Source organism: Campylobacter sp. 2014D-0259 (assembly GCF_008000505.1).
Lineage (GTDB): Bacteria > Campylobacterota > Campylobacteria > Campylobacterales > Campylobacteraceae > Campylobacter_D > Campylobacter_D jejuni.
This window is the reverse complement of the sequence record NZ_VOAQ01000024.1, coordinates 257,090-279,834: the sequence shown is the minus strand read 5'-3', so window position 1 is coordinate 279,834 and position 22,745 is coordinate 257,090. Positions and strand designations below refer to the sequence as shown.

General features: G+C 30.4%; 20 protein-coding genes and 1 pseudogene. 5 read left to right on the top strand and 16 right to left on the bottom strand.

Annotated features, from left to right (window positions below; genetic code table 11):
* Nucleotides 1-19 precede the first annotated feature (19 nt).
* The 5 genes from SR63_RS06025 to guaA form a co-directional block, all read right to left on the bottom strand.
* Nucleotides 20-2,068: an LPS-assembly protein LptD gene (locus tag SR63_RS06025; protein WP_002876785.1), complete on the bottom strand. Its 2,049-nt coding sequence runs from the start codon at nt 2,066-2,068 to the stop codon at nt 20-22.
* Nucleotides 2,058-2,510, bottom strand: a complete 453-nt coding sequence (locus tag SR63_RS06020; protein ID WP_002855813.1) for an RDD family protein — start codon at nt 2,508-2,510, stop codon at nt 2,058-2,060. The genes SR63_RS06025 and SR63_RS06020 overlap by 11 nt, the downstream gene beginning before the upstream one ends.
* Complete coding sequence (purD, locus tag SR63_RS06015; protein ID WP_002859311.1) at nt 2,507-3,757, bottom strand: phosphoribosylamine--glycine ligase; 1,251 nt, start codon at nt 3,755-3,757, stop codon at nt 2,507-2,509. Before purD ends, SR63_RS06020 begins: the two co-directional genes overlap by 4 nt.
* A gap of 239 nt (nt 3,758-3,996) precedes the next feature.
* Nucleotides 3,997-5,457 (bottom strand): hypothetical protein, encoded by a 1,461-nt coding sequence (locus SR63_RS06010; protein WP_002866246.1) that lies wholly within the window; start codon nt 5,455-5,457, stop codon nt 3,997-3,999.
* Between the two features lie 85 nt (nt 5,458-5,542).
* A complete protein-coding gene (guaA, locus tag SR63_RS06005; protein WP_002866245.1) occupies nt 5,543-7,078 on the bottom strand; it encodes a glutamine-hydrolyzing GMP synthase in 1,536 nt (511 codons plus the stop codon).
* Nucleotides 7,079-7,216: 138 nt separating this feature from the next.
* Between guaA and SR63_RS06000 the strand changes: the two genes are divergently transcribed.
* From SR63_RS06000 to SR63_RS05990, 3 genes are read left to right on the top strand one after another with little or no spacing between them, the layout of a single operon-like run.
* On the top strand, nt 7,217-7,711 hold the full coding sequence (locus SR63_RS06000; protein ID WP_002866244.1) for a hypothetical protein: 495 nt from the start codon (nt 7,217-7,219) through the stop codon (nt 7,709-7,711).
* Nucleotides 7,704-9,506: an excinuclease ABC subunit UvrC gene (gene uvrC, locus SR63_RS05995; RefSeq protein WP_002876788.1), complete on the top strand. Its 1,803-nt coding sequence runs from the start codon at nt 7,704-7,706 to the stop codon at nt 9,504-9,506. Before SR63_RS06000 ends, uvrC begins: the two co-directional genes overlap by 8 nt.
* 1 nt (nt 9,507) lies before the next feature.
* Nucleotides 9,508-10,704 (top strand): hypothetical protein, encoded by a 1,197-nt coding sequence (locus tag SR63_RS05990; protein ID WP_012006741.1) that lies wholly within the window; start codon nt 9,508-9,510, stop codon nt 10,702-10,704.
* Here the strand turns inward: SR63_RS05990 and SR63_RS05985 are convergent.
* From SR63_RS05985 to SR63_RS05970, 4 genes are all read right to left on the bottom strand, one after another.
* Nucleotides 10,701-11,603 (bottom strand): radical SAM protein, encoded by a 903-nt coding sequence (locus tag SR63_RS05985; protein WP_002866239.1) that lies wholly within the window; start codon nt 11,601-11,603, stop codon nt 10,701-10,703. The genes SR63_RS05990 and SR63_RS05985 overlap by 4 nt on opposite strands.
* Nucleotides 11,600-12,622 carry a uroporphyrinogen decarboxylase gene (hemE, locus tag SR63_RS05980; RefSeq protein WP_002876790.1) on the bottom strand — a complete coding sequence of 341 codons (1,023 nt, stop codon included), beginning with the start codon at nt 12,620-12,622 and terminating at the stop codon, nt 11,600-11,602. The genes SR63_RS05985 and hemE overlap by 4 nt, the downstream gene beginning before the upstream one ends.
* Before the next feature lie 179 nt (nt 12,623-12,801).
* Nucleotides 12,802-13,122 carry an invasion antigen CiaC gene (gene ciaC, locus SR63_RS05975; RefSeq protein ID WP_002876791.1) on the bottom strand — a complete coding sequence of 107 codons (321 nt, stop codon included), beginning with the start codon at nt 13,120-13,122 and terminating at the stop codon, nt 12,802-12,804.
* Between the two features lie 55 nt (nt 13,123-13,177).
* Nucleotides 13,178-14,377 carry an MFS transporter gene (locus tag SR63_RS05970; protein WP_002876792.1) on the bottom strand — a complete coding sequence of 400 codons (1,200 nt, stop codon included), beginning with the start codon at nt 14,375-14,377 and terminating at the stop codon, nt 13,178-13,180.
* 112 nt (nt 14,378-14,489) lie between these two features.
* Here SR63_RS05970 and SR63_RS05965 point away from each other — a divergent pair.
* A pseudogene (locus SR63_RS05965) lies at nt 14,490-15,099 on the top strand (hypothetical protein).
* Here the strand turns inward: SR63_RS05965 and pdxA are convergent.
* Both pdxA and SR63_RS05955 read right to left on the bottom strand, forming a co-directional pair.
* Complete coding sequence (gene pdxA, locus SR63_RS05960; protein WP_002876794.1) at nt 15,082-16,176, bottom strand: 4-hydroxythreonine-4-phosphate dehydrogenase; 1,095 nt, start codon at nt 16,174-16,176, stop codon at nt 15,082-15,084. The pseudogene SR63_RS05965 and the gene pdxA sit on opposite strands and share 18 nt — an antisense overlap.
* Nucleotides 16,173-16,946 (bottom strand): pyridoxine 5'-phosphate synthase, encoded by a 774-nt coding sequence (locus SR63_RS05955; RefSeq protein ID WP_002876795.1) that lies wholly within the window; start codon nt 16,944-16,946, stop codon nt 16,173-16,175. The genes pdxA and SR63_RS05955 overlap by 4 nt, the downstream gene beginning before the upstream one ends.
* A 56-nt stretch (nt 16,947-17,002) precedes the next feature.
* Between SR63_RS05955 and SR63_RS05950 the strand changes: the two genes are divergently transcribed.
* Entirely contained in the window at nt 17,003-17,977 is a 975-nt protein-coding gene (locus SR63_RS05950; RefSeq protein ID WP_002876796.1) for an exopolyphosphatase, read from the top strand.
* Here SR63_RS05950 and SR63_RS05945 read toward each other — a convergent pair.
* The 5 genes from SR63_RS05945 to SR63_RS05925 are packed head-to-tail and all read right to left on the bottom strand — an operon-like array spanning nt 17,974 to nt 22,738.
* Entirely contained in the window at nt 17,974-18,924 is a 951-nt protein-coding gene (locus tag SR63_RS05945) for an SAM-dependent methyltransferase (protein ID WP_002876797.1), read from the bottom strand. The two genes, SR63_RS05950 and SR63_RS05945, sit on opposite strands and share 4 nt — an antisense overlap.
* A complete protein-coding gene (locus SR63_RS05940; RefSeq protein WP_022552341.1) occupies nt 18,921-19,742 on the bottom strand; it encodes a M23 family metallopeptidase in 822 nt (273 codons plus the stop codon). The genes SR63_RS05945 and SR63_RS05940 overlap by 4 nt, the downstream gene beginning before the upstream one ends.
* Nucleotides 19,739-21,733, bottom strand: a complete 1,995-nt coding sequence (gene glyS, locus SR63_RS05935) for a glycine--tRNA ligase subunit beta (protein WP_052778056.1) — start codon at nt 21,731-21,733, stop codon at nt 19,739-19,741. The genes SR63_RS05940 and glyS overlap by 4 nt, the downstream gene beginning before the upstream one ends.
* Nucleotides 21,734-21,788: 55 nt before the next feature.
* Nucleotides 21,789-22,409, bottom strand: coding sequence for an HAD family hydrolase (locus tag SR63_RS05930; RefSeq protein ID WP_002876800.1), 621 nt, complete (start codon nt 22,407-22,409; stop codon nt 21,789-21,791).
* Nucleotides 22,406-22,738: a hypothetical protein gene (locus SR63_RS05925; protein WP_002853180.1), complete on the bottom strand. Its 333-nt coding sequence runs from the start codon at nt 22,736-22,738 to the stop codon at nt 22,406-22,408. The genes SR63_RS05930 and SR63_RS05925 overlap by 4 nt, the downstream gene beginning before the upstream one ends.
* Between the last annotated feature and the right edge of the window lie 7 nt (nt 22,739-22,745).

The window sequence follows — 22,745 nt, the reverse complement described above, 5'->3', positions numbered from 1 at the left end:
TTAGCAAATTTCATCCTTTTTAAATTTTGTTTTCACTTTCTGCTAAAGAGAAATCGTATTTTACTCCTCCTAAAGGATAGAAGTTGAAAATAAAATAAACTCCGCTTTGATTTTTAGCTGTGATGCCACCACTTGTGAGTTGTGGATCGATTCTTTCTCTATACATTAAAGAATAGTTCCAACATTTTCTTTGGTAGGTATAGCCAAGTTCCCACATGTTTGCATGAGCTCTTTGAGTATCAAACCAAATTCCACCAAATAAATTGTAATTAGGTGTGGCAATATAATTTGCTCTTGTGCCAATAAAGCTATATTTTCCATACTCATCGTTTTGATAAGCATGAGAAAACATCCAATTAAATTTTGAATTTGTATTGACTTCTATTTGGCTGATGACATTGGTAAAGCGACTTTGTTCATAAGAGTAAAGCACTTCGCTGTTAAGATTGATGTTTTCATTAAAATAATAAGTTAAAAGATTTTGAAGTTCATAGAATTCATTTTGTTTATTGAGATAGTCAAGTGAAATTCTGTGTTTGAGTTTTTTTTGTCCTTCGTTGTTATAGAAATATTGCACAGCATAAAGACTTGTATGTTCGTTTTCTTTGTCGTATTCTTCAAGATAATTTTGCGTGATTTTACCTGATTTTGCTCCTGGTAAAATGTAATTCACCCCTAAATTTAAAGTATGAAAGAAATTTTCATAAGCTTTTGAAAGATCGGTGTAGAGATTAAAATCATGAGTGTTTCTGAAATAATGCTCATGGTTTCTTTCGGGATCGTTGCTATAATTTACAAAAGAAGCATAAAATCTTTCTGTAAAAGTAAAGTGTAAAAAGTCTCCAAAAAAAGCGTTGTGATACGAGATAGGCAAGTCTAAATTTAGCTCATTTGCATAAGAACCAGCAGGTCGGTAAAAATTATGAAATGAAGCATCAAATGAATAACGCAAGCGTTCATCAAAAAGGTTATTTAAAAATCTATGATATTGAAAGCTTGGATATTCTTGTAAGGTTGTATTGTTGCTAAGTTTAGATGTGTCGATATAATATCTTGCATAAGCTCCATAAAAATTGTTTTCATCGGCTAAAAAATAATTGATTTTGGAGGTTACAAGCGAGTTAAGATCTCGATAATCCCTACTTCCTAAATTTAAATAATCCACATCGTTGAGATAGGTTGCATCTATCCATAGGCCTTCTTGAAAATTATCACTGAGTAAAGATTTGATTAAATCATCTCTTGAGTATTTTAGTTCTATTCCATAGTGGGTTTGATTTTTCAAATTTTCATCGTGAAAATAGGAGCTATTTTCCCTAAAAGCACCAAAATTTAATTCTCCTGTTGAATATGGAGAATCAAGAAATCTTAAAGTAGAATAAAGTCCAAAACCACGGTTTGTTCGAATTTGTGGATCAAGTTCTAAATCCCAATTTTCTTGAGTGGCTATATAAATAGGTTGTTCATAGTATAAGCCTTCGCTACTTTTTAAAACGATTTTTGGGATTAAAAGCCCGCTTTGTCTATGAGTATCAGCGCTAAATCCAAAATAAGGTAGATAAAAAACTGGGGTATTTTTAACATATAATCTTGCATTGTAAAGATGAACAAAATTGGTTTCCCGGTTAAGCCAGCCTTTTGAAAAACGAATTTCCCAATCAGGATCTTCAACATTGCAGCTTGAAACTGCTGAAATTTTGCTTTCAAAGACTTTATCATTTAGATGGCTTGTTTTGCTTTGAAACCATACTTCAAGATTGTTATTGGAAAAGAAAAAATTACTAAAATCGGCTTGATTGGAATTTAGGTTGATTTTAGCATAATCAGAATGTGATCTTTCGTTTTGTCCCCTTAGGATGTTAACATCGCCAAAAAGCTCAACATCTCCGGTTTTTTCATTGTAAATTGCTTTATTGGCAGTGATGAAATAAAAATCAGAAAAAATAATAACATCATTGTTTGCAGTAAGAATATCACCTTCTTTTTTTGCATCAAGAGCGTAAATATCAACTTGTGCTGCATTTAAAGCTATGCTAGTTCCTAGCAATAGGGAAAATTTACGCCACATCGACTACTATTGTCCTTGCTAGATAATCCTCCCAAGCTTTGCGCAAATCATTGCTTAAAGCCCAAGCAAACCCAAGCATAAACGCCATAGCACTAACTTGTCTTATGGCAGATCTGATGCAACTTTGGATGAGATTGGGTTTGTCGAGAAGATTTTCATCCAAGATGATAATTTTGCATAATATTTTTCCCAAACTTGCCCCATAAAGATAAGTAAAAATCGCTTGATAGCTAAAATGAAGCAAGATGAAGCCAAGATAAAAATTTCCTATAATTTGAGTCGTTTCAAATAAATCTTTTGCTTGGATTAGACGATCATAAAAAATGATAAATACAATCAAAGAAATAACCATATCATCGATTAAAAAAGCTAGAACTCTTTTTCCAAAACTTGCTATTTTTAGATTTTCACGCTCTAAGCGGTCTTGTAAATTTTCTTTCATTTAAGAACCTGATGAGCGATGTCTTTTCTGTATTGTTTTCCTTTGAAATTTACATTATCACAAAGTTTATAAGCATTTTTTTGCGCTTCTTCTATACTTTTTCCTGTGCCAACGCAAACTAAAACTCTTCCACCATCAGCCATTAATTTGCCATCTTCTAGGCTTACTCCAGCATAAGAAATATGAGAGTTTTCAGGAATGTTATTTACAGTAATTTCACTTTTTGGTGAACTTTTGTAAGGATAGTTTTCACTCGCGCATACAACCCCTACTGCAAATTCTTTTTTGATTTTGATTTTCGCGTGTCTTAAGCGTCTTTGAGTAGCAGCTAAAATAAGCTCTAAAGGATCTTCGATTAAAGGCATTAAAACTTCACATTCAGGATCGCCAAAGCGAACATTAAATTCTAATACATAAGGTTTATTTCCAACGATCATAGCGCCTATAAATAAAACGCCACAAAATTCCGCTCCTTCTTTTTTCATACCTGCTAAAGTCGGTAAAATAATATCTTTTTGAACTTTTCTAAGCAAACTTTCATTCGCTAAAGAGCTAGGGGCGTAAGCACCCATTCCACCAGTATTTGGCCCTTGATCATTATCGAGTAATTTTTTGTGATCTTGTGCTGCAGGAAGTAAAACAAAATCATTGCCATCACATACTGCAAAAATGCTTAATTCATAACCGTCTAAAAATTCTTCAATTACAACGAGTTTTCCAGCATCTCCAAAGCTTTCTCCACTAAGCATTTTAGCTGTTTCTTCTATAGCTTCTTCATGAGTTTTAGCTATAATAACGCCTTTTCCGGCACAAAGTCCATCAGCTTTTACTACTATGGGAGGGGTTAAACTATATATAAAATTTTTTGCTTTTTCAATGTCATTTGTGTTTAAAAATTTGGCTGTTTTGATGCGGTATTTTTTAAGAAAGCTTTTCATAAAAGATTTTGAGGTTTCAAGCATTGCAGCAGCTTTGCTTGGCCCAAAAATAGCAAGTCCTTGTTGTTTAAAAATATCTACAACCCCTTCAGCTAAAAAACTTTCACTTCCTACTATACAAAGATCAAAACCTTTTTCTTTTGCATAGGTTGCTAAAACTACTGGATCTTTTAGGTTTAAATTTGTTCCAAGACTTTCGGTAGCGCCATTTCCAGGAGCAAAATAAAACTCTAAATTTTTGTCTACTCTTCTTAAGGCTAAAGCAATAGAGTATTCTCTTGCGCCACTACCCAAAATCATTATTTTCATTTATATCTCCTTTTAAACCCAAACAGCCGTTTAACAAAGATTGACCCCAAAAAGTCAAAGAAAACCGCTAGGTAATTTTTAAAGGCTGCAACTTCTCGCTTTTTTCAAAGCTCAAACGATGCCACAGAACACGGTAAATCACACAATCGCAGTTAATAAAAATGTGTTGAATCACTTTAAATACCACAAACTGTTTAGGCAAGGAAATTATAACTTAATTTAGCTTAAATTTCTATGTCTTAAATCAGTTTAAATTTGGTTTTTCCTGATTTGTCAAAATGCTTTCCTTGTAAAATAATATCGGCAACATTTTCCCAAACATGTTTTTCATCAATATAGACTATATCAAAGGTGTTATCACGCATTAAAGACTGATAATTTACTTTTTTAGGTGCGTATTTTACTAAATAATACGGATTTTGTGAAAAGTTTTCAATTTTTAATTTGCATAATAAATCTAAATCCGATGTGACAACTAAAAATTTTTTTCTTTGTTCTTTTGTGATTTTTTGAATATACACTAAAAGTTTTTGATCAAAAGGATTTAGAGCGGATTTATTTAAGCGACTTAAGTAATGTTCTGCAAAAGAAAGAGAACAGAAAGAATTTTCTATATTACTCATAGTAAAATAAGAATTTTTAACCCCTGATGATTTTAAAGATAAGTGCCAAATTTTAACATCCATTATGGTTGCGCATAGATTTAAACCTGTGACAATTTTTTTAAAGAGCTTTTCTCGTGAAAGTTTAAAAGCATTTTCGAAAATATTGTAATTTTTCTTATAAAAATCTTCCCTTATAGCATCAAGTCTTTTTAGTGTTGTTCTGTAGTATTCTGCTTCTTTTTGTAGTTTAGTCAATCTTTCTTGTCGTGCTTTAAGTTTTTCAGGGTCTGCATTGGCCGCATTGCTTTTAAGATTTATTTCAGATTGTAAAGTTTTCATTTGTGCTTCAAGTGAGGCTAGACGATTGTTTCTTGTATCTATGGTGGCTACTAAAGCTTGGTAATGACACTGCAAAGATAAAAAAGTTTCGTTAAAAATTTTAGTGATATTTGGTTTTTGATCAGCTATCATTTGCTTGTATGAATTCTCTAAATGCATCATGATGCTTTTTAATGCGCTAAATTGGGTTTGGTCTATGCTATTATCCATAAAAATTAAAGTATCATAAGCTTTAAATAAAAATCTTTTAAGTATAAGATAATCAAGTATGCAGGGAATTTCCTTTTCATCTTGTAGATTGGCTTGAAGTGTTTCTACGGATAAAATTTCATGAGCAAAATATTTTTGTATAGCTTGAGGTATAGTAAAAGAAAGAGGAATTTTTTCTATAGTGTCAAAGTCTGTCGTTCTATAAAGTTCTGTTATATAAGCACTTCTTCTTGAGTTTTGCAAGTCTTCTAATTCATCATCATTATCAGTTTTCCAAAAATCATGCTCAGTGATAAAATCCCCTTCTTTAAATTCTTGAAATTTTGAAGGTTTTATACCTGTTATGGTTTTGCTTGTTTGAACGGGCTTGCCGTCTTCTGCTTTTTTTTCGCTAGAAAGAGTTCTAAATTCCACAAGCATACCAACACTTGGCATACTTTTTTTATCATTCCAAATTTGGCGATTGAAGTCAAAAAAGGTATTTGCTGAGTTTGTAACGGTTCCACGTCCTGTAGAATCCATATAAATAGCTATTTTTCCATGCATATTTCTTCCTTGAAATTTCTTGAATAAATTCTAGCCTTATTTTTATAAAAATTTTATAATAAAAATAAGAGCTAGAAAAAATGGATCATTCCCATTCTATGGTTGCAGGTGGTTTGCTTGAGATATCATAAACAACGCGGTTTATACCTTCTACTTCATTGATGATACGGCGACTTATGTTTTCTAAAACTTCATAAGGTAAATGCGAGAAAGTAGCTGTCATACCATCGCTTGCATCTACAACGCGTATGCAAACTGCATTATCATAAGTGCGGTTATCCCCCATAACCCCAACGCTTTTAATATTTAAAAGCACGCAAAATGCTTGCCAAGTTTTATCATACCAACCTGTACTTTTAAGTTCTTCGAGTAAAATTACATCAGCCTTGCGCAATAGTTCTAAGCTAGGGCGATTTACTTCTCCCATAATGCGTATAGCAAGCCCTGGCCCAGGGAAAGGATGGCGATAAACCACTTCTTTGCTAAGTCCAAGCTCAAGCCCTAAAGCACGCACTTCATCTTTAAAAATTTCTTTTAAAGGCTCTATGAGTTTAAGATTCATTTTTTCAGGTAAGCCCCCTACATTATGATGGCTTTTAATGGTTTTGCTTGCACCTACAACAGAACTTTCTATGATATCAGTATAAAGTGTGCCTTGAGCGAGATATTTTACATCTTTATGTTTTTTTGCTTCTTCTTCAAAAACTTCTATAAAGGTATTTCCTATGATTTTTCTTTTTTGCTCAGGATCTCTAACATTAGCCAAGCGACTTAGGAAAATTTCACTTGCATCAATGCTGATAAGATCGATACCTAAGGTATTTTTAAACATAAATTCAACTTGTTCTTTTTCTCCACTTCTTAAAAGTCCATTGTCTACAAAAACTACTATAACTTGCTCTTTTATAGCGCTAGCTAAAAGTGCAGCAACTACGCTACTATCTACTCCGCCACTTACTGCGCAAAGCACTTTATCACTGCCTACTTCTTCACGGATTTTTTCTGCTTGAGTTTTTGCAAAAGAACCCATATTCCAAACGCTTTCACAATTGCAAGCGTATTTAGCAAAATTTTTTAAGATATTTTTGCCAAATTCACTGTGTTGTACTTCTGGGTGAAATTGTAGAGCAAAGAATTTCTTATCTTCATTTCCAAAAACACAAAAAGGACTATTTTCACTTGTGGCTAAAACTTCAAAACCTTGAGGTAAATTTTCTACCTTATCAGAATGACTCATCCAAACAGTTTGTTTTTTTGGAAGATTTTTAAACAAAGCGCTATCTTTTTTAACTTCTATGTTTGCTTTGCCGTATTCTTTATGTCCTGCAGGTGCTACTGTAGCTTTGTAATGATGTGCCATAAGCTGCATACCATAACAAATTCCAAGAATAGGTAAACCTAAGTCAAATATACCTTTATCGCAAAAATACGCATCAGTTGCATATACGCTTGCTGGACCTCCGCTTAAAATAATACCTTTTGGTTCTTTCGCCTTAATATCAGCTAAGCTCACATTAAAAGGTAAAATTTCTGCATAAACTCCTTGTTCCCTTAAGCGTCTTGCTATAAGCTGAGTGTATTGAGAGCCAAAGTCTAAAACTAAAATATCTGCTTTTTTCATTATTTACCACCTATGTAATTGTTCGTATTTTTTAATGGTTTTTACCGAACCATTTTGTTCATAGCTTGTGTATTGAGGGTTGCCTTTATATCCGCAAGCACAGAAGAAAATTAAGAAAAGAAATGCTAAAATCATCTTATGGGAAAAAGAAATAATATTAAGATGACTAAAAACGCTAGTGCTGTTATTAATGAATTGATGGATAAACCTCATTATAAGCCTTTAAAAACCTTATTTTTTTGCAAAGATTTTTTAAGTTCTTTTCCGCTTGCTAAGCAACGTTTGATTGCTAAAATTTATGTAAAAAATCATATTTTAAATATAATAACCTTACATCCAGCAGCTTATCAAGAATTAAATCATGATGATAGCAAAATTTATATTAAATTTCTCATAAAAGCGTATGGACAAAAATATCCTTTAAGTGGATTTGTTGATATAAAAGATATAAAAATCTTTTCTCAAAAATACACTTATGCAGTAAATAAAAACAAAAATGATGAAAAACTCTCTAAAAATTCTTATTTGGAGCTTTCTAAGGGTGAATTTAAAAATTGCTTTGAAGATGAAAAATTATTTAAGAAATTTGAAGATTTAAGAGAGCTTATAAAAAAAGGTTCTAATCTTGACTAAAGAGAATTTAGAAAATGAGTTAAAAACTCTTCCTAATAGTGCTGGAGTGTATCAATATTTTAATCAAGAAGGAAAGCTTTTATATGTAGGTAAGGCTAAAAATCTTAAAAATCGTGTCAAATCTTATTTCGCTTTTACTCCAAATTTACATGCAAACCCAAGAAATTCTTTAAGAATTCAAAAAATGATTGAAGAAACAGTGCATTTGGAATTTATCACTACTAATTCAGAAGCCGATGCTTTGATTTTGGAAAATTCTTTTATCAAACAACTGCATCCAAAATATAATATTTTACTAAGAGATGATAAAACTTATCCTTATATTTATGTGGATTTTGAAGAAGAATTTCCACGCTTTGAGATCACTAGAAAATTAGTAAAAAAAAGCAAAATTAAATATTTTGGCCCTTTTTTTAAAGGCGCTAGAGAGCTTTTAGATGCGCTTTATTTATACTATCCTTTAAAGCAAAAAGCAAGTTGTAAATCCCCTTGTATTTTTTATCAAATTTCTCGTTGTCTTGCGCCTTGTGATAAACGCATTAGCAGGGAAAAATACCTTGAAATTTTAGATGAGGCTATGCACGCGCTTTTAAATCCTAGTATTTTAATAAAAAATTTAGAAAAACAAATGCTTGTTTTAGCACAGAATGAAAATTATGAAGAAGCAGCTAAAGTAAGAGATCAGATTGTAACGATTAAGGATTTAGAAGTTAAGGTTGAAATAGATATTGCAAAATTAGAAGATTTTGAAGTATTTGCTTTAGCTTTTGAAAATTCCATGCTTTCAACCTTGCGTTTTGTAGTGCAAAATGGAAAAATTATCAGTGTAAATTCTAAGATTACTCCTATAAAAAATGATATACAATGGGATAAAAATGAAATTTATAAGCAACTGATTTTAGAAAATTTTAGCATGGATATTCCTTTGCTTGCAAATGTTATTTATGTTTATGAAGAATTTGAAGATAGAATGCTTTTAGAAGAAATTTTAAGCCAAAGGTTTGATAAAAAAATCAGTATTAAAATCCCTAAAATAGGAGAAAAAAGAAGAATTTGTGATTTGGCTTTTCAAAATGCCCTTTTAAATATAGAAAAAGAGCAAAAAAATCATGATTTTACTATACAAAAAGAATTAAAGTCTTATTTTGAGCTTGAAAATTTACCAAATGATATAGAAATTTTTGATAATTCTCATTTGCAAGGCATGGCAAATGTTGGAGCTATGGTAACTTATAGTGCAAATTCTTGGGATAAGTCAAAATATCGCAAATTTCATTTAAAACATAAAAATGATTATGATCAAATGCGTGAAGTTTTAATGCGTAGGGCTTTGGACTTTGATAAAATACCCCCTCCTGATTTATGGCTTATAGATGGAGGCAAGGCTTTGCTTGATTTGGCTAAAGAAATCATTGTAAGTAGTGGGGCAAATGTCGATATTTTAGCTATTTCAAAAGAAAAAATCGATGCAAAAGCACATAGGGCTAAAGGAGGTGCTAGAGATAAAATTCATTCCTTAAAAGGAGAATTTAGCCTAAGTATTAACGATAAAAAACTACAATTCTTACAGAAATTAAGAGATGAAGCGCATCGTTTTGCTATCAGCTTTCATCAAAATACTAAGAAAAAACAGGACTTGAATAGTTCTAAGCTTGTAAATTTAGGACTTAGTTCAGGGGTTATACAAAAACTTTTAGCGTATTATGGAAATTTTGAATCTATATATAAGGCTGATTTTAAAGATCTTGCAATGCTTGTAGGCAAGAAAGTGGCACAAAAGATAAAGGAAAATTGATTTGATATTAGCAGGGATAATTTTTATTTTTAATCTAATTTTAGCGTATTTAAGTATTGATATCTCAAAGCTTGATAGTGTTGCTGAACAACTGAAAATAGGTATGTTTTCTAGCATTTTTGTTTTATCTTTAACACTTTTTATTTTTGCTTTTAGACAAAATAGAAATATAAACAAAATATATCAAAAAATTTTTTACATGCAAAATGATTTTTTAAATTTTCAAAAAAAGATTGATGTTGATAGCGTGCTTGATTTGTTAAAGGAAAAATTTGAAACTACGGGTCAAAATTTAACTAAAACATCCCATGAAAAAGATAGATATTTGCATTTATTGGAGGAAAATTTATATCAGCTTGGAAATATATCCAATGCAATGCGTTGCTTAAATGAAGGGTATAATAAAGAAATTAATTCTTTGATTTTAAATGCCTTAAATTCTCAAAAAGATCAAATTAGATTAGAATTAAATGAGGCTTTAGAGCATCATAAAAGCATTATAGGGACATCTCATGGAAAGGTTTTGCAATTTGAAGCAAGTGTGGCTATAGTTAATAATGATGAGCTTGAGAATTTTTTACTTGCAAATTTACTTTCGTATTTTGGCATAGAAAGCACTTGTTTTAAAAATTTAAGTTTTGATGTTAATGACTTTCATTTGATTTTTATCAAGGATAAAATTTTAAATGAAAATGTAAAGAAAAACTATGATTTTATAGTGATGGGTCGCCATAAAAATACACATTATGAGTATTTTTTAACTTTACCTTTTGAAAAAAAAGATCTTGAAAATATTTTGCAAAACAAGCTTGATAAGGTTTGCACTTTAAAATTTAAAACCCCTTATCAAAATAATGTATTGCTTTTTAAACAAAATGATTTTGATGCAACCTTATTTTTTAATATAATAGAAAAACAATGCGATAAAAATGTATGTATAAATTCTTTTAGTCAATTAAAACAAGAATTAAGCAAGGAGACTTATCGTTTGATTTTGCTTGATTATGAATTAATTAAATTTGATCTTGAGCAAATGAGAAATTTGTTAAGTGCTTATAAAAAACAGCATCCACAAAGCCATATCATCTTTTTTTCAAAGGAAAAAGTTGGGGATTTTGATTGTGTGAGCGAAGTTTTAAGTGATGTAAGTAGAAATGATCTTATAACTTTACTTAGAAAGTATTTACCAAAGGCCTAAGCTTTATAAAATTTAACTCCAGCTAAATCGAGAATTTTTACCTTTTTTTCTTTGATAAGTTGATTTAAGAGAGTTTTGGATTGTTCATCAAATTTCACTTCAATGTCTATTTCGCTTTGTGAGCGCAAATGAAGCATTTTTAATAATTCTTCTTCATTGAAGCTTAGTTTTTCACCTTCATAATGTCTTTTGGCTAAGAGTACAGGAGTAGAATCTATAAGTTTAGAAAGTTCTAAAAGTTTTTCTTCGCTTACTTTTTTAACGGCATAAGCAGGAGGTCTATCTATGGTGCTTAGATCAACCCTTAAAGGCATGATTTTTTTTAAAGCTTGATTAAGTGCTTCAAATTCTTCTTCGTTGTCATTAAGATCTTTAACAACTAGAATTTCCATAATCAAATCTCCGTTAAATCTAGCTCTAAAATCTGCCATTTTTTCTATCATTTTTTCTAAATCTATGTTTTTTAAAGCTCTATCAATACGATAAAAAGTTTTAGCAACTGCACTATCTAGGCTAAATTTGACCACATCTAGTTTTAGCAAAGCATTAAATTTGTCTTCGTCTAATACAGCTGTGCCATTGCTTAAAATAAGCAATTTTTTATCTTTAGCAATGCTGCGTAAAGATAAAATAAGCTCATTTAAATGAGGATAAAGACTAGGCTCTCCGTTAGCAGTAAGGGTAAGAAAATCAAATTCAACATTTTTTTCAAGCACAACTTTAACTTCGGAGATAATTTTATCTATGCTGATAATTTCATCCTGTTTTTCTTGGGCTTTTTTTGGATCAAGCTCACAATAAACACAATCAAAATTGCATTGTTTTTTGCTAGGGCTTAAATCTATACCCAAAGATCTTCCAAAACGCCTTGAGCTAACAGGACCAAAGAGTATTTTCATTTAGCTGAACTTTCTTGTACAAGCTTGATAAAATATTTTGCATTTTCAACAGGAATATCAGGCAAGATCCCATGTCCTAAGTTGAAAATATGAGCTTTATTTTGCATGGTTTTTAGTATTTTTTCCACTCCTTCTTTGATGGCATTTTTATCATAAAGTCTACAAGGCTCCATGTTGCCTTGAAGAGTGTATTTGTGTGATAGTTTATCACGTGCTAAATCAAGCGGAGTGCTCCAATCAACCCCAAAAACATCAAAATTACCATCGATTCTATCCAAATAACCGCTAATGCCTTTAGGGAATAAAATTACAGGTATATTTGGGTATTTGCCTTTAATAAAATTTGAAATTTCAAGCATATAATTAAAAGAGAATTCAAAAAACTTATCGTATTCTAAAGCACTTGCCCAGCTATCAAAAATTTGTATAGCATTAGCACCTGCTTTAATTTGCTCTTCTAAATAAAGTTTTAAAACTTGAGTTAGTTTGTTTAGAATTTTATGTAAAAGTTCTGGGTTTTGATAAAGCATTTTTTTACACTTTGCATAATTTTTACTTCCACTTCCTTCTATCATATAGGTAGCTATAGTCCAAGGGCTTCCGCAAAATCCTATTAAAGCCTTGTTTTGAGATAATTTTTCTCTAGTAAGCTTTAAGGCATCATAGACATAATTTAATTTTTTATGTGCATTTTGATCGTCAAGTTTTTCTAAGTCTTCTAGGGTTGAAATAGGATTATCAAAAACAGGCCCTTCTCCTTTTTCAAAACGTAAATTCATACCCATTTCAAGAGGAACAACTAAGATATCTGAAAAAATGATTGCTGCATCTACATCTAAAATATCAATAGGCTGTAAAGAAACTTCAGAAGCTTTTTTATAGTCTTTGCATAAAGAGAGAAAATCACCCGCTTGTTTTCTTACTTCCATATATTCTGGCAAATATCTTCCTGCTTGACGCATCATCCAAATAGGGGTGTAAGGTGTAGGTTTTTTAAAGCAAGCATCAATAAAAATCATTATTTTCCTTTGTTTTTAGCAAAATTATAACAGAATTTGATAAATTAAATTGGTCAATTTTTCTATATTTTCTTCATATGGAGGAAATAATAAATTTTTTCATTTTATCCAGAGTTATGAGAAATTTTACGAGAATTATTGGAATTCTCGTTTGTGTAGTTTGAGTTTTGATTTGTATATTAAGCCTTTGTATTGTTTGTGGCATTTCCTGCGTCAATTGTAGCAAAAAGCTTATTTAGCAAAGTCTCCTCATTTTTTTTGTATTGATCTTCTCTCATTTTTTGCCAAGCATAAGATCTAAAATCTTCTCTAGCAGCACTAAGATCAATATCTTCGTTAGTAAATTTGCTTGAGCTTGTTTTTTCTTCTTCCTTTTCTTCTTTGTTTTTTACTTCATTTAATGTGGCTTGAAATTCATCTGCTGAAGTATTTTTCTCTTTAACCTTTGTTGTGGTACTAAAGATAGCATTTGATGTTTTTTGAGTATTATCTACTACCATTTTCTCCTCCTTTATTTAACTTTACATTAAATAAACAAGCAATTTCTATTCCAATTTATATCTTTTTAAAACTTTTTCTTTGAAATTTTTTATAATTTAATTTATCTTTGGCAAAAAGTAAGGCAAAAATCAAAGCAGGGCTTACAAAAAGTGCCGAAAATAAAGCATTAAATTCTATACCCAATCCTGCTAAAACAATCCCACCTAAAAAACTTGCTAAAGCTATGCCTACATTAAAAGCTGCTTCATTCACACTTACTGTGCTGTCTATGACTTTATAAGTGTGGCGTTTAGCTTTAGTAATGCTAAGCATTTTTAGCGCAGGTATGGTTGAAAAGGCAAAAAATCCTATCAAAGCTACGCTAAAAATGATTAAAATTTTAGAATGCATGGTGAGAAATACGCTTAAAAATACTAGAACTTGTATGCTTAAAATAAGACGCAAAGAAAAAATAGCACCTTTTTTATCTACTATTTTTCCGCCCCATAAATTCCCACAAATTGCACAAATTCCATATAAGAGCAAGATATAAGCTGTATCTTGGACTTTAAAACCGCTTATTTCTACAAGTAATTTTTGCAAATAAGTATAAAGAACAAATTGAGCCCCACAACTACAAATGGTTATAGTATAAGTTTTTAACAAATTTTGATGCGAAAAAGCAGGGATTAAATTTTTAAGACTTGTTGGGCTAGGATGTAAATTTTTGGGCATCATATGCCATACTCCAAAAAATGCTAAGCTTGTAATGATAAAAATAAGTAAAAAGATAAATTTAAAGCCAAAATAATGTCCTATGAAAGTTCCAAGCGGTACTCCAGTAACTAAGGCTACAGTAAGTCCTGTGACCATTATAGCTAGAGCGCTTGATTTTTTATCATCTGGGGTTATAGCACTTACAGCTAAGGTAGCAATGACAAAAAATACCCCATGTTGTGTTCCTGCTATAAAACGCGCAAATGCTGTAAGATAGAAATTTTGGCTAAAAAAGATAATGAAATTTGCTAGAGCAAAAATTCCAAGATTACTTAAAAGTTGTATGTGTCTATGAAAACGACTTAAAGGTATAGTAATAAGAGGAGCGCCTATAACAACACCTATGGCATATAAGGTTGTAAGATAGCCCGCGGTTTTTGCATCTACGCTAAAATACGCTTCAACATCAACCAAAACTCCTGCCATAACAAATTCGGTTACGCCCATACAAAAAGCACTAAGAGCTAGTGCAAAAAGAGCTTTTTTGTAATTTTGCATTTTAAGTTCCTTATAAAAAATAAAAACGCATTATAATAAAATAAAGGCTTAATTTCCTTAAAAAATTCAAAATATTTTTGTTAAAATAAAATAAAAATTTTAAAGGTAAATAATGAAAAAAATTATTTTATTGCTTGGTTTAAGTTTGGCGAGTTTAGGGGCTTTGAGTTTTGATGAGCTTATTTATAAAGATGAAGTAAAACCTAGTTTTGATTGCTCTAAAATCAAATATGATGGCAAAAGTGATGATGAGCTTATGATATGCAATAAAATTGGTGTGCGTAATGAATTTGAAAATAAAAAACTTGCTTTAGTAGATAACATCTATAGCAGTTTGTATCAAAATATTTCAAAAAAAGCAGATAAAAAGACGAAAAAAGATTTTAAAGCCAATTTCAAAAAAGATGATTAAAGAAAGAAAAATTTGTATAAAAAATATGCAAAATACAAAAGCAGAGGAAAATCCTATTTTACCTTTACTCAATGCAAGTGATTGCATGCAAGAAGCTTATGCTAAAGCTTTATTAGAACTTATGCAAAGAGCAAAAAAAGATACAAAGATTAAAGAAGTTTTAGAGCAAATTTTTAAAAATAAAGTTGATAAATATGAAAATTTACTCACTCAAAGTTTAAATACCAATAAAGATTTGCAAGATTTTATAGACAGCTTGGCTAAAGAAGATTTGATTGATTCTAGGCTAAATTTAAGCTTTAGGGTTTAAATTGATTGCAAATTTAGCCGCTTCAAAATAACTTTTAGTGTTGATTTTAGCATTTTTATAGGCCTTATCAAAGGCCGTGCCATGATCAACGCTGACGCGTATGATGGGTAAATTTAAACTCACATTGATGCTTTTATCAAAATACAAGGCCTTTAAAGGAGCAAGGGCAAGATCGTGATACATAGCTACTAAACGATTGCAGTTTTTTAAACCAGCCTTGGTAAAAGCTGTATCAGCTACTAAAGGATAGGGTAGATAAACGCCCTTGCCTTTAAAATTTAAAAGCAATTCTTTTTGTAAATTTTCATCTTTTAAGGCTTTTTTGAAAAATTTTTCATCTTTTTTAGAGTATAAAAAGGCATTGACAAAGGCTATAGCTTTTTCCATGATTTTTTCTTCTTCTCCACCTATAACTCCATAATCTCCAGCGTGAGGATTAAAACCTAAAAGTCCTATTTTTTTAAAATGCGTTTCTTTGTAAAAATCTTTTAAAAAGATGCTTAAATTTTTAAAAGTGATTTTTTTACTCACCTTAGCTAAAGGTATATGTTCGCTAAAAAGCCCTACAAAAAGTTCTTTACAACCTAATATCATAATGGCATTTTTTTTAAAAAAATCCCTTAAAGCATCGGTATGTCCTTTGTATTTAAGTCCTGCATCTTCCCAAGCTTTTTTGTGTATAGGTAGAGTAAGCAAGGCATGGGCGTGTTTTTCATAGACAAAATAACTTGCCGCCTTAAAACTTAAAAAACCATAAAGTCCACTTTTTGCATCTATTTCTCCGGCTTTGATTTCAAAATTTTCATCCACTTTAAAGCCTAAAGGAAGGCAAAAAGAGTAAATTTCAAGAGAATTTTCTTTTTTTATAAAATTAAATTCATAGTCTTTTCCATCTTTAAAAGCTACGATTTTTGCATTAAAAAGTTTTAAATTTAAAAGTTTTGAAGCTTTATCAAGCAAGTTTTCGTGGATAAAATAAAAAGGTGTGCAGATTTTGCTTAGTTCTTCATGAGAACGCACTAAAATTTCAAGTCCTATGCTGTTTATATCGCCTATGCTAATGGCTAGTTTTTTCATCTTTTAATAAGTTCTTTCATTTCCAAAATAGCGTTTTTAAGTCCTGTAAATACAGATCTTGCTACAATGCTTTGTCCTATATTTAGCTCACAAATTTCTTTAATTTTTACTATGAGTTTTACATTTTTGTAATTTAAACCATGTCCTGCGGCTACTTTTAAGCCAAGCTCTACGCCCTTTTTAGCACAGAGTTTTAAATTTTGCAATTCTTTTTCAAATTGAGCTTGTAAGGTTTTTTTATCTTGATCAAGTTCTTTTAAGGCAAAAGCAGTATGAGAGATATTGCTGAAAAGTGCGTTGTGTAAATTCGTATAATGTCCCGTATGAAGCTCTATGAATTGGGCTTTTAAAATTTTTGATTTTTCTATATCTTCTAAACTAGGATTAATAAAAAGTGAAACTTCAATGTTTGCATTTTGAAGTTTTTCTATGCTTTGTTTTAATTTAGCATGATTTAAACAAAGCCCCCCTTCTGTAGTAAGCTCTTCTCTTTTTTCAGGCACTAAAGTAACGCGGTGGGGTTTGAGTTTAAGAGCTAAATTTAAAATTTCATCATTTAAAGCACATTCTAAATTGACAGGGCTTTTGCAAAATTTTATAATATTTTCCAAGTCAAAATCCTGAGCATGACGGCGATCTTCTCTTACATGCAAAGTGATTTGATCCCCGTGTCTAGCTACTATAAAAGCAGCTTCTAAAAGATCAGGATCATTTACCATTCTAGCTTGTCTTAACACTGCAATATGATCGATATTTACACCTAAAAGCATATTTTTCCTTTAGAACTTTTTTTGCTATTATACTATAAAATCAAATAAGGAAAGTCATGTTAGGTATAGATCTTGGTTCAAATACTTTAAGAGCAGTACAAATGGATGAAAAATTAAATAAATTAAAAGAATATGAATTTGTTATTGGGGCAGCGAAAAATCTAAATCAAAGTGGAGAAATTTCTAAAGAAGCCATACAAAGATTAAAAAATACTTTGAGTATTTTAGCTAAAGAGCAAGATTTAAGCAAAGCGAGAGCTGTAGCGACTGCAGCTTTTAGAAAGGCAAGCAATACAAATGAAATTTTTGCCCATTTAAAAAAAGAATTTGGGATTGATTTTAAGCTTATAGATGCCAAAAGTGAAGCTAAGATCAGTGTTTTAGGTATGCAATCAGGTTTAAGAAGGCTTAAAATTTGGGGAGAGTTTGCATATTGTGATTTAGGAGGGGCTTCTTGTGAGCTTTCTTTTGGAAAAAGTTTTAAAAGTTTTGATTTTGGTATTATTAGTTTTTATGAAAAAAATTACCATTCTTATTATAAATCTTGTATTTCTTATAAAAAATTAATAAAAAAATATCCTAAATTTATCATAAATATTAAAGATAAAAAACTTAAAATTCATTTTTTAATTGCAAATCCCTATTTAAAGCATTTAGCTTTTAGGGCTTTTGATGAGGTGGCTATGATTAAAAAGGAACTTCGTTCTTTAGGAGTTAAAACGGTGGTTTTAAATTCCGGAGTTCCTACTACACTTAGCGCATTAAAACAAAATATAAGCTATGAAAAGTATGAAGCAAGTAGAGTAAATGGCAAAAAACTTTACCATAAGGATTTTTTAAATTATGCTATTAAACTTTTTCATATGGAAGAAAAAAAGGCTATAAAAGAAGTAGGCGCGATGAGAAAAAATTATTTGAGTGCAGGTTGTTTGCTGTTTTATGCTTTGTTTGATAAACATAAACTTCTAGTCATTGATGAGGGTTTAAGGGAGGGGGTTTGTTTAGCGAGTATGAAAAATATAAAATTTTAGTTTTTTTGAAATTCGAAAAAATGAAATTTTTCATCAAAATTAAAAAATAAAATTTTAGCTTGAGATAAAAAACTTTCGTAAGTTTTAATGTTTTTATTTTTTGTGTATTTTAATAAATCTTCAAAACCAAAATCCATTAAAGCAAGACTTTGTTTTTTAAAAGCTAAAGGTTTAAAATCATATTCTTTGATGAGTTTTTGAAGATGAGTAAAATTGACATTATAAGTTAGATCGCTTTTGCCGAAAAAATCTTTTAAAGATACTTCAAAAGGGCTAAAAACTTCGTGCTTTTGATAGATTCTTAAGCTAAAACTTTGTGGATTTAAAGTTCCATAGTCAAATCCCGCAAATATAAATCTCTCACAAGTTTGGTTTAAATCTTTAAAAAAATTTTCAAGCTCTAAACTGAGTTCACCTTTTTTAAGATTTAAAGCTTTGCATTTTGTGATTAAATTTTCATCCATATTTTTAAAAATAAGTTTAAAATTTTCTACAAATGCCATTTTATCATGATCTATAAGTTCGCAAGCAAAACTATCAAAAAGTTCATTGCAAAAGAAAAAAGCGTTCTTAAAATGGCATTCTTTAAGACTATCTTTGTGAGTAAATTCCACTCCTTCTAAAGTCTTTTTTTGTAAAGTTCTTAATTTTTCATGCGGTTCTATGACGAAAAAAGAAATTTGAGAAAAAATTTCAGGTCTTAATTCAAGCAAAGCGGCTAAAAAATCACGACTTAAATATCCTTCATTAGCACCTATTTCTACAAGTTCTAAAGGGAGTTGTAAAATTTTTTTATCTATTAAATTTAAAAAATGCTTGGCTAAAAGTGTGCCAAAAAGATTTCCTACGCTTACAGCAGTAAAAAAATCTCCGTTTTTTCCTATACTTACAGCATTTTTATAATAGCTTTCATGGAGCCAAGCATGGAAAAAGTCACTAAATTTCATTGAAAAATAGCATTAAATTTGGATACAAAATCCAAAGGATCAACTTGTTTGCCTCCAGCTAAAATTCCAAAATGCAAATGCGGCCCACTTACCCTACCACTAGCCCCACTAAGTCCTATAAGTTCACCTTTTTTTATCTTTTGTCCTACTTTAACATCGATTTTAGAAAGATGATAATATTGTGAATAAATTCCAAAACCATGATCAATGACTACTGAATTTCCTGCGAAATAACGATCTTTTGCAATTTTTACTACACCTGAATTGGCTGCATAAATAGGCGTTCCTGTGGCGGCTCTAAAGTCCGTTCCACTATGATAACTTGCTACTTTTTCATTAAAAGTTCTTGCTTTGCCAAAATCACTTGTGATAAAAGAATTTAAAGGTATATTAAAAGCACCGTTAAATAAAGCTTTTGGAGTATAAGAACTATAAATCGCATTGGCTTCTTTTAATTCTTTAGCGATGCGTTCTTGTATGGTTTTTGGTGGAAAAATCTTTTTGTTTTCAACTTGCAATTTTTCACTTTTATAATTACCTTCTAAAGTTTTTATGAAAATTTCTTCTTTTTTATCTTTATAAAATGCGATAAGTTTTGTATTTTGCGGGGGATTTTTGTAAGGTAGGGAAAAAATAGCTAGAATTTTTTCTTGATTTTTAGGATGCGCAAATGTGGGAATATTTTTATCATTATTTTTTAAAGATAAAAAATTTTTCTTATCTAGTTCCAAAAATAAAGCTTGACCTTTGATGAGTTCTAAATTTTGAGCTCCAAAAAGCCAAAGAGTAAGGCTTAAAAGAATCCATAAGGCTTTCATAGGCTTAACTCTTTAAGATCGGCGATTTTTAAAAACTCCGCATAAATTTCATAAACCAAAGCTTGGCGATTATTTTTAAGTTTTTCATCTTCAGCATTAATCATCACTTGATTAAAAAACTCATCAATAAAAGGCTTAAGTGCAAAAAGATTTTCAAGTTTTTCTTGTAAAGAGTTGGCTTTAGTTTTTTCTTGAAAAGCTTTGTAAAGTTTACTTTCTGCTTCTTGAACAAAAAGACTTTCATCAACTTTATGAGGATTTTTAGTGGCGATATTGGCTAGTCTTTTAAAGGTTGCAAAATTTTCATTAAAATTATCTTTTTTGCTAAGTTTTATAAGAGCATTTACGCTTTGATTGATATGGATAAGATCTGTATTTTGTGAGCTTAAAACCGCTTTTACAAAAGAAGCATTGACCGTATAAAAAGTATAAAGTCTTTCAAAAATAAAATCTTTTAAAATTTGCATATCAAAGCTTTTATAATGACTTGAAAGTTTTTCTAATAAAATTTGGATATCAAATTCTTTATTTAAATTTAGAGCGATTTTAATGATCCCATTGGCTGCTCTTCTTAAGGCATAAGGATCCTTTGTTCCGCTTGGAATTTTTCCTATGCTAAAAAGTCCTATAAGGGTATCAAGCTTGTTTGCAAGGGCTACTATGCTTGAAAATTCCGTGCTTGGAAGTGGAGCTTGTTCGGAATTAGGAAGATATTGTTCTTTGATGGCTAAGCAAATTTCATAATCTAAGCCCATTTTTTGCGCATAATAACTTCCCATAATGCCTTGCAAATCAGTAAATTCATAAACCATTTGTGTGGCTAAGTCTGCTTTGGCGTATTTTAGTGCTGTGCTGATATTTTCGATTTTATCATTATGAAGCATTTGACATAAAATTTCAGCAATTTTAATCTCTCTTAAACTTTTATCTTGCATTGTGCCTAAACCTTCAAGATAGGTCATTTTGGCAAGTTTTTCAGGTTTTAAACCATTTTGTAAATCATTTTGATAAAAAAACATTGCATCGCTAAGTCTTGCACGCAAAACTCTTTCATTTCCATGTATGATTTTTGAATAATCTTTACATACTGCATTGCTTACTACTATAAAATGATTACTTAAGCCTTTATCGTTAAAAACTGCAAAATAACGTTGATTTTCTCTCATTGAAGTGATGATTACTTCGCCAGGAATTTCTAAAAATTCTTCTTCAAAGCTTCCTAAAAGTGCATTAGGGTATTCTGTGATAGCAACTACTTCAGCTAAAAGTTCTTCATCCTCTCCAATTTGTATATTTTTTTGACTTTCTATGAGTTTAAATTGCTCAAGTATTTTTTCTTTTCTTTTGATTGGATCAAGGATAATATAGTTTTTTTCTAGTAGTTCAAAATATTCTTTTGCATTGTTAAAATCTTGCAAATCATAACTTACACTTCTGTGAATGAAAGTTTTTTTAGCACTTTTTACCCCATAACTTTGAAAATTTACAAGTTCATCATTTAAAATGCAAGCTATAGAACGGATCGCACGGATGAATTCAAAAGAATTTGCACCCCAGCGCATACTTTTGCCAAAACTAAGACTTTTTAGAAATTTTTCTATCATTTCTCCTAAAATTTCTTGACTTTGTAAACCTTTAATAGCTTTTTGATGGTATAAAACTTCCTTGCCTTTGATTTCTTTAAAAGTGAGTTCATTTTCACTGATCCCTGCTTTTTGTAGGAAGCTTTGCCCCGCAGGAGTTAAAACCCCATCTTTATAGGCGACATTTTTAGGTGCTCCTATAAATTCAGCAAAGCTATCTTCTTGTTTTTCTGCAAAATTTTCATGAAAAAAAACTAAACGACGCGGAGTATAATAAAATTTAAAATCATTTACCAAGCGGTATTCTTCTAAAACATTTTTCCATTTTTTTTCTATATTAGCTAATTCTTTTAGCAAAGGAATAGCAGGTAATTCTTCTGTGCCAATTTCTATTAATAATTCACTCATAATTTACTCTTTTTAAAATTTATTTCTAATTTTAACTAAAATTTCATTAAAAAACTTATAAATACTTTTCCAAAAAACCTTTAAGTTCACTAGCGTTGCTAAATTCATTTTCTTTTAAATCTTTTTGATACCATTTGGCATGAAAATAAGGCAAATTAGCATTTTTAGCACATTCTTTATCTTTTTGACTATCCCCTATAAAAACGCTTGTTTTATATGGAGCCTCACTTTTTAAAAGCTCTAGCATCATAGGATGAGGTTTGGGTTCTATGCCCAAGTTTACGCCTAAAATTTTATCAAAATAAGGAATGATTTGATGTTTTTTAAGTATGTTTGAAAGTGAGCTTTGCGGGGCGTTAGTAGCAATAGCTAAAAAACAATTTTTGCTTTTTAAAAATTCCAAAAGTTCTTTCACCCCTTCAAAAAGCACCACGCTTTGTTCATAGTGTTTGACAAAATATTTTTCATAGCCTTCTTTAAAACTAGAATGATGGAAATTTTCTATATTATAAAGTTCTTTTGCCCAGTCAATATTAGGAGTATTGATGGTTTGCATAATGATTTCTCTTGAAAGTGGGGCTAGGTTTAAATCCTGTCTTATTTCATTGACTGTACAAGAAATGGCATTTGCGCTATCGATTAAAGTTCCATCCATATCAAAAAATACATTAATCATTCATAATCCTTTAAATAATTTTTATGTTTTTCTTTTTTTTCACCTTGTTTTTTTTGCTTATCTAAAGCATTGGCAAGATTTAAAAGTTCGCTTTTTTCTTTGGAAAAATCTAAACAAGCATTGACAAAAAATTCAAGATTTTTTGCGTAAGTTGAGTTAAGATTTACCGCGGGATTTTTTTCAAAAAATTTAGCATTTTTTAACATTCTTTCTTCAAATTTAGTTTTATCAAAATCTTCTTTTTTAAGTGCAGATATAGCGCCATTGAAAAATTTTTCAAGATTTCTTAGGTATTTTACGCGTAAGGCTTTTTCTTCATTTTTTGTCAAAATTCTT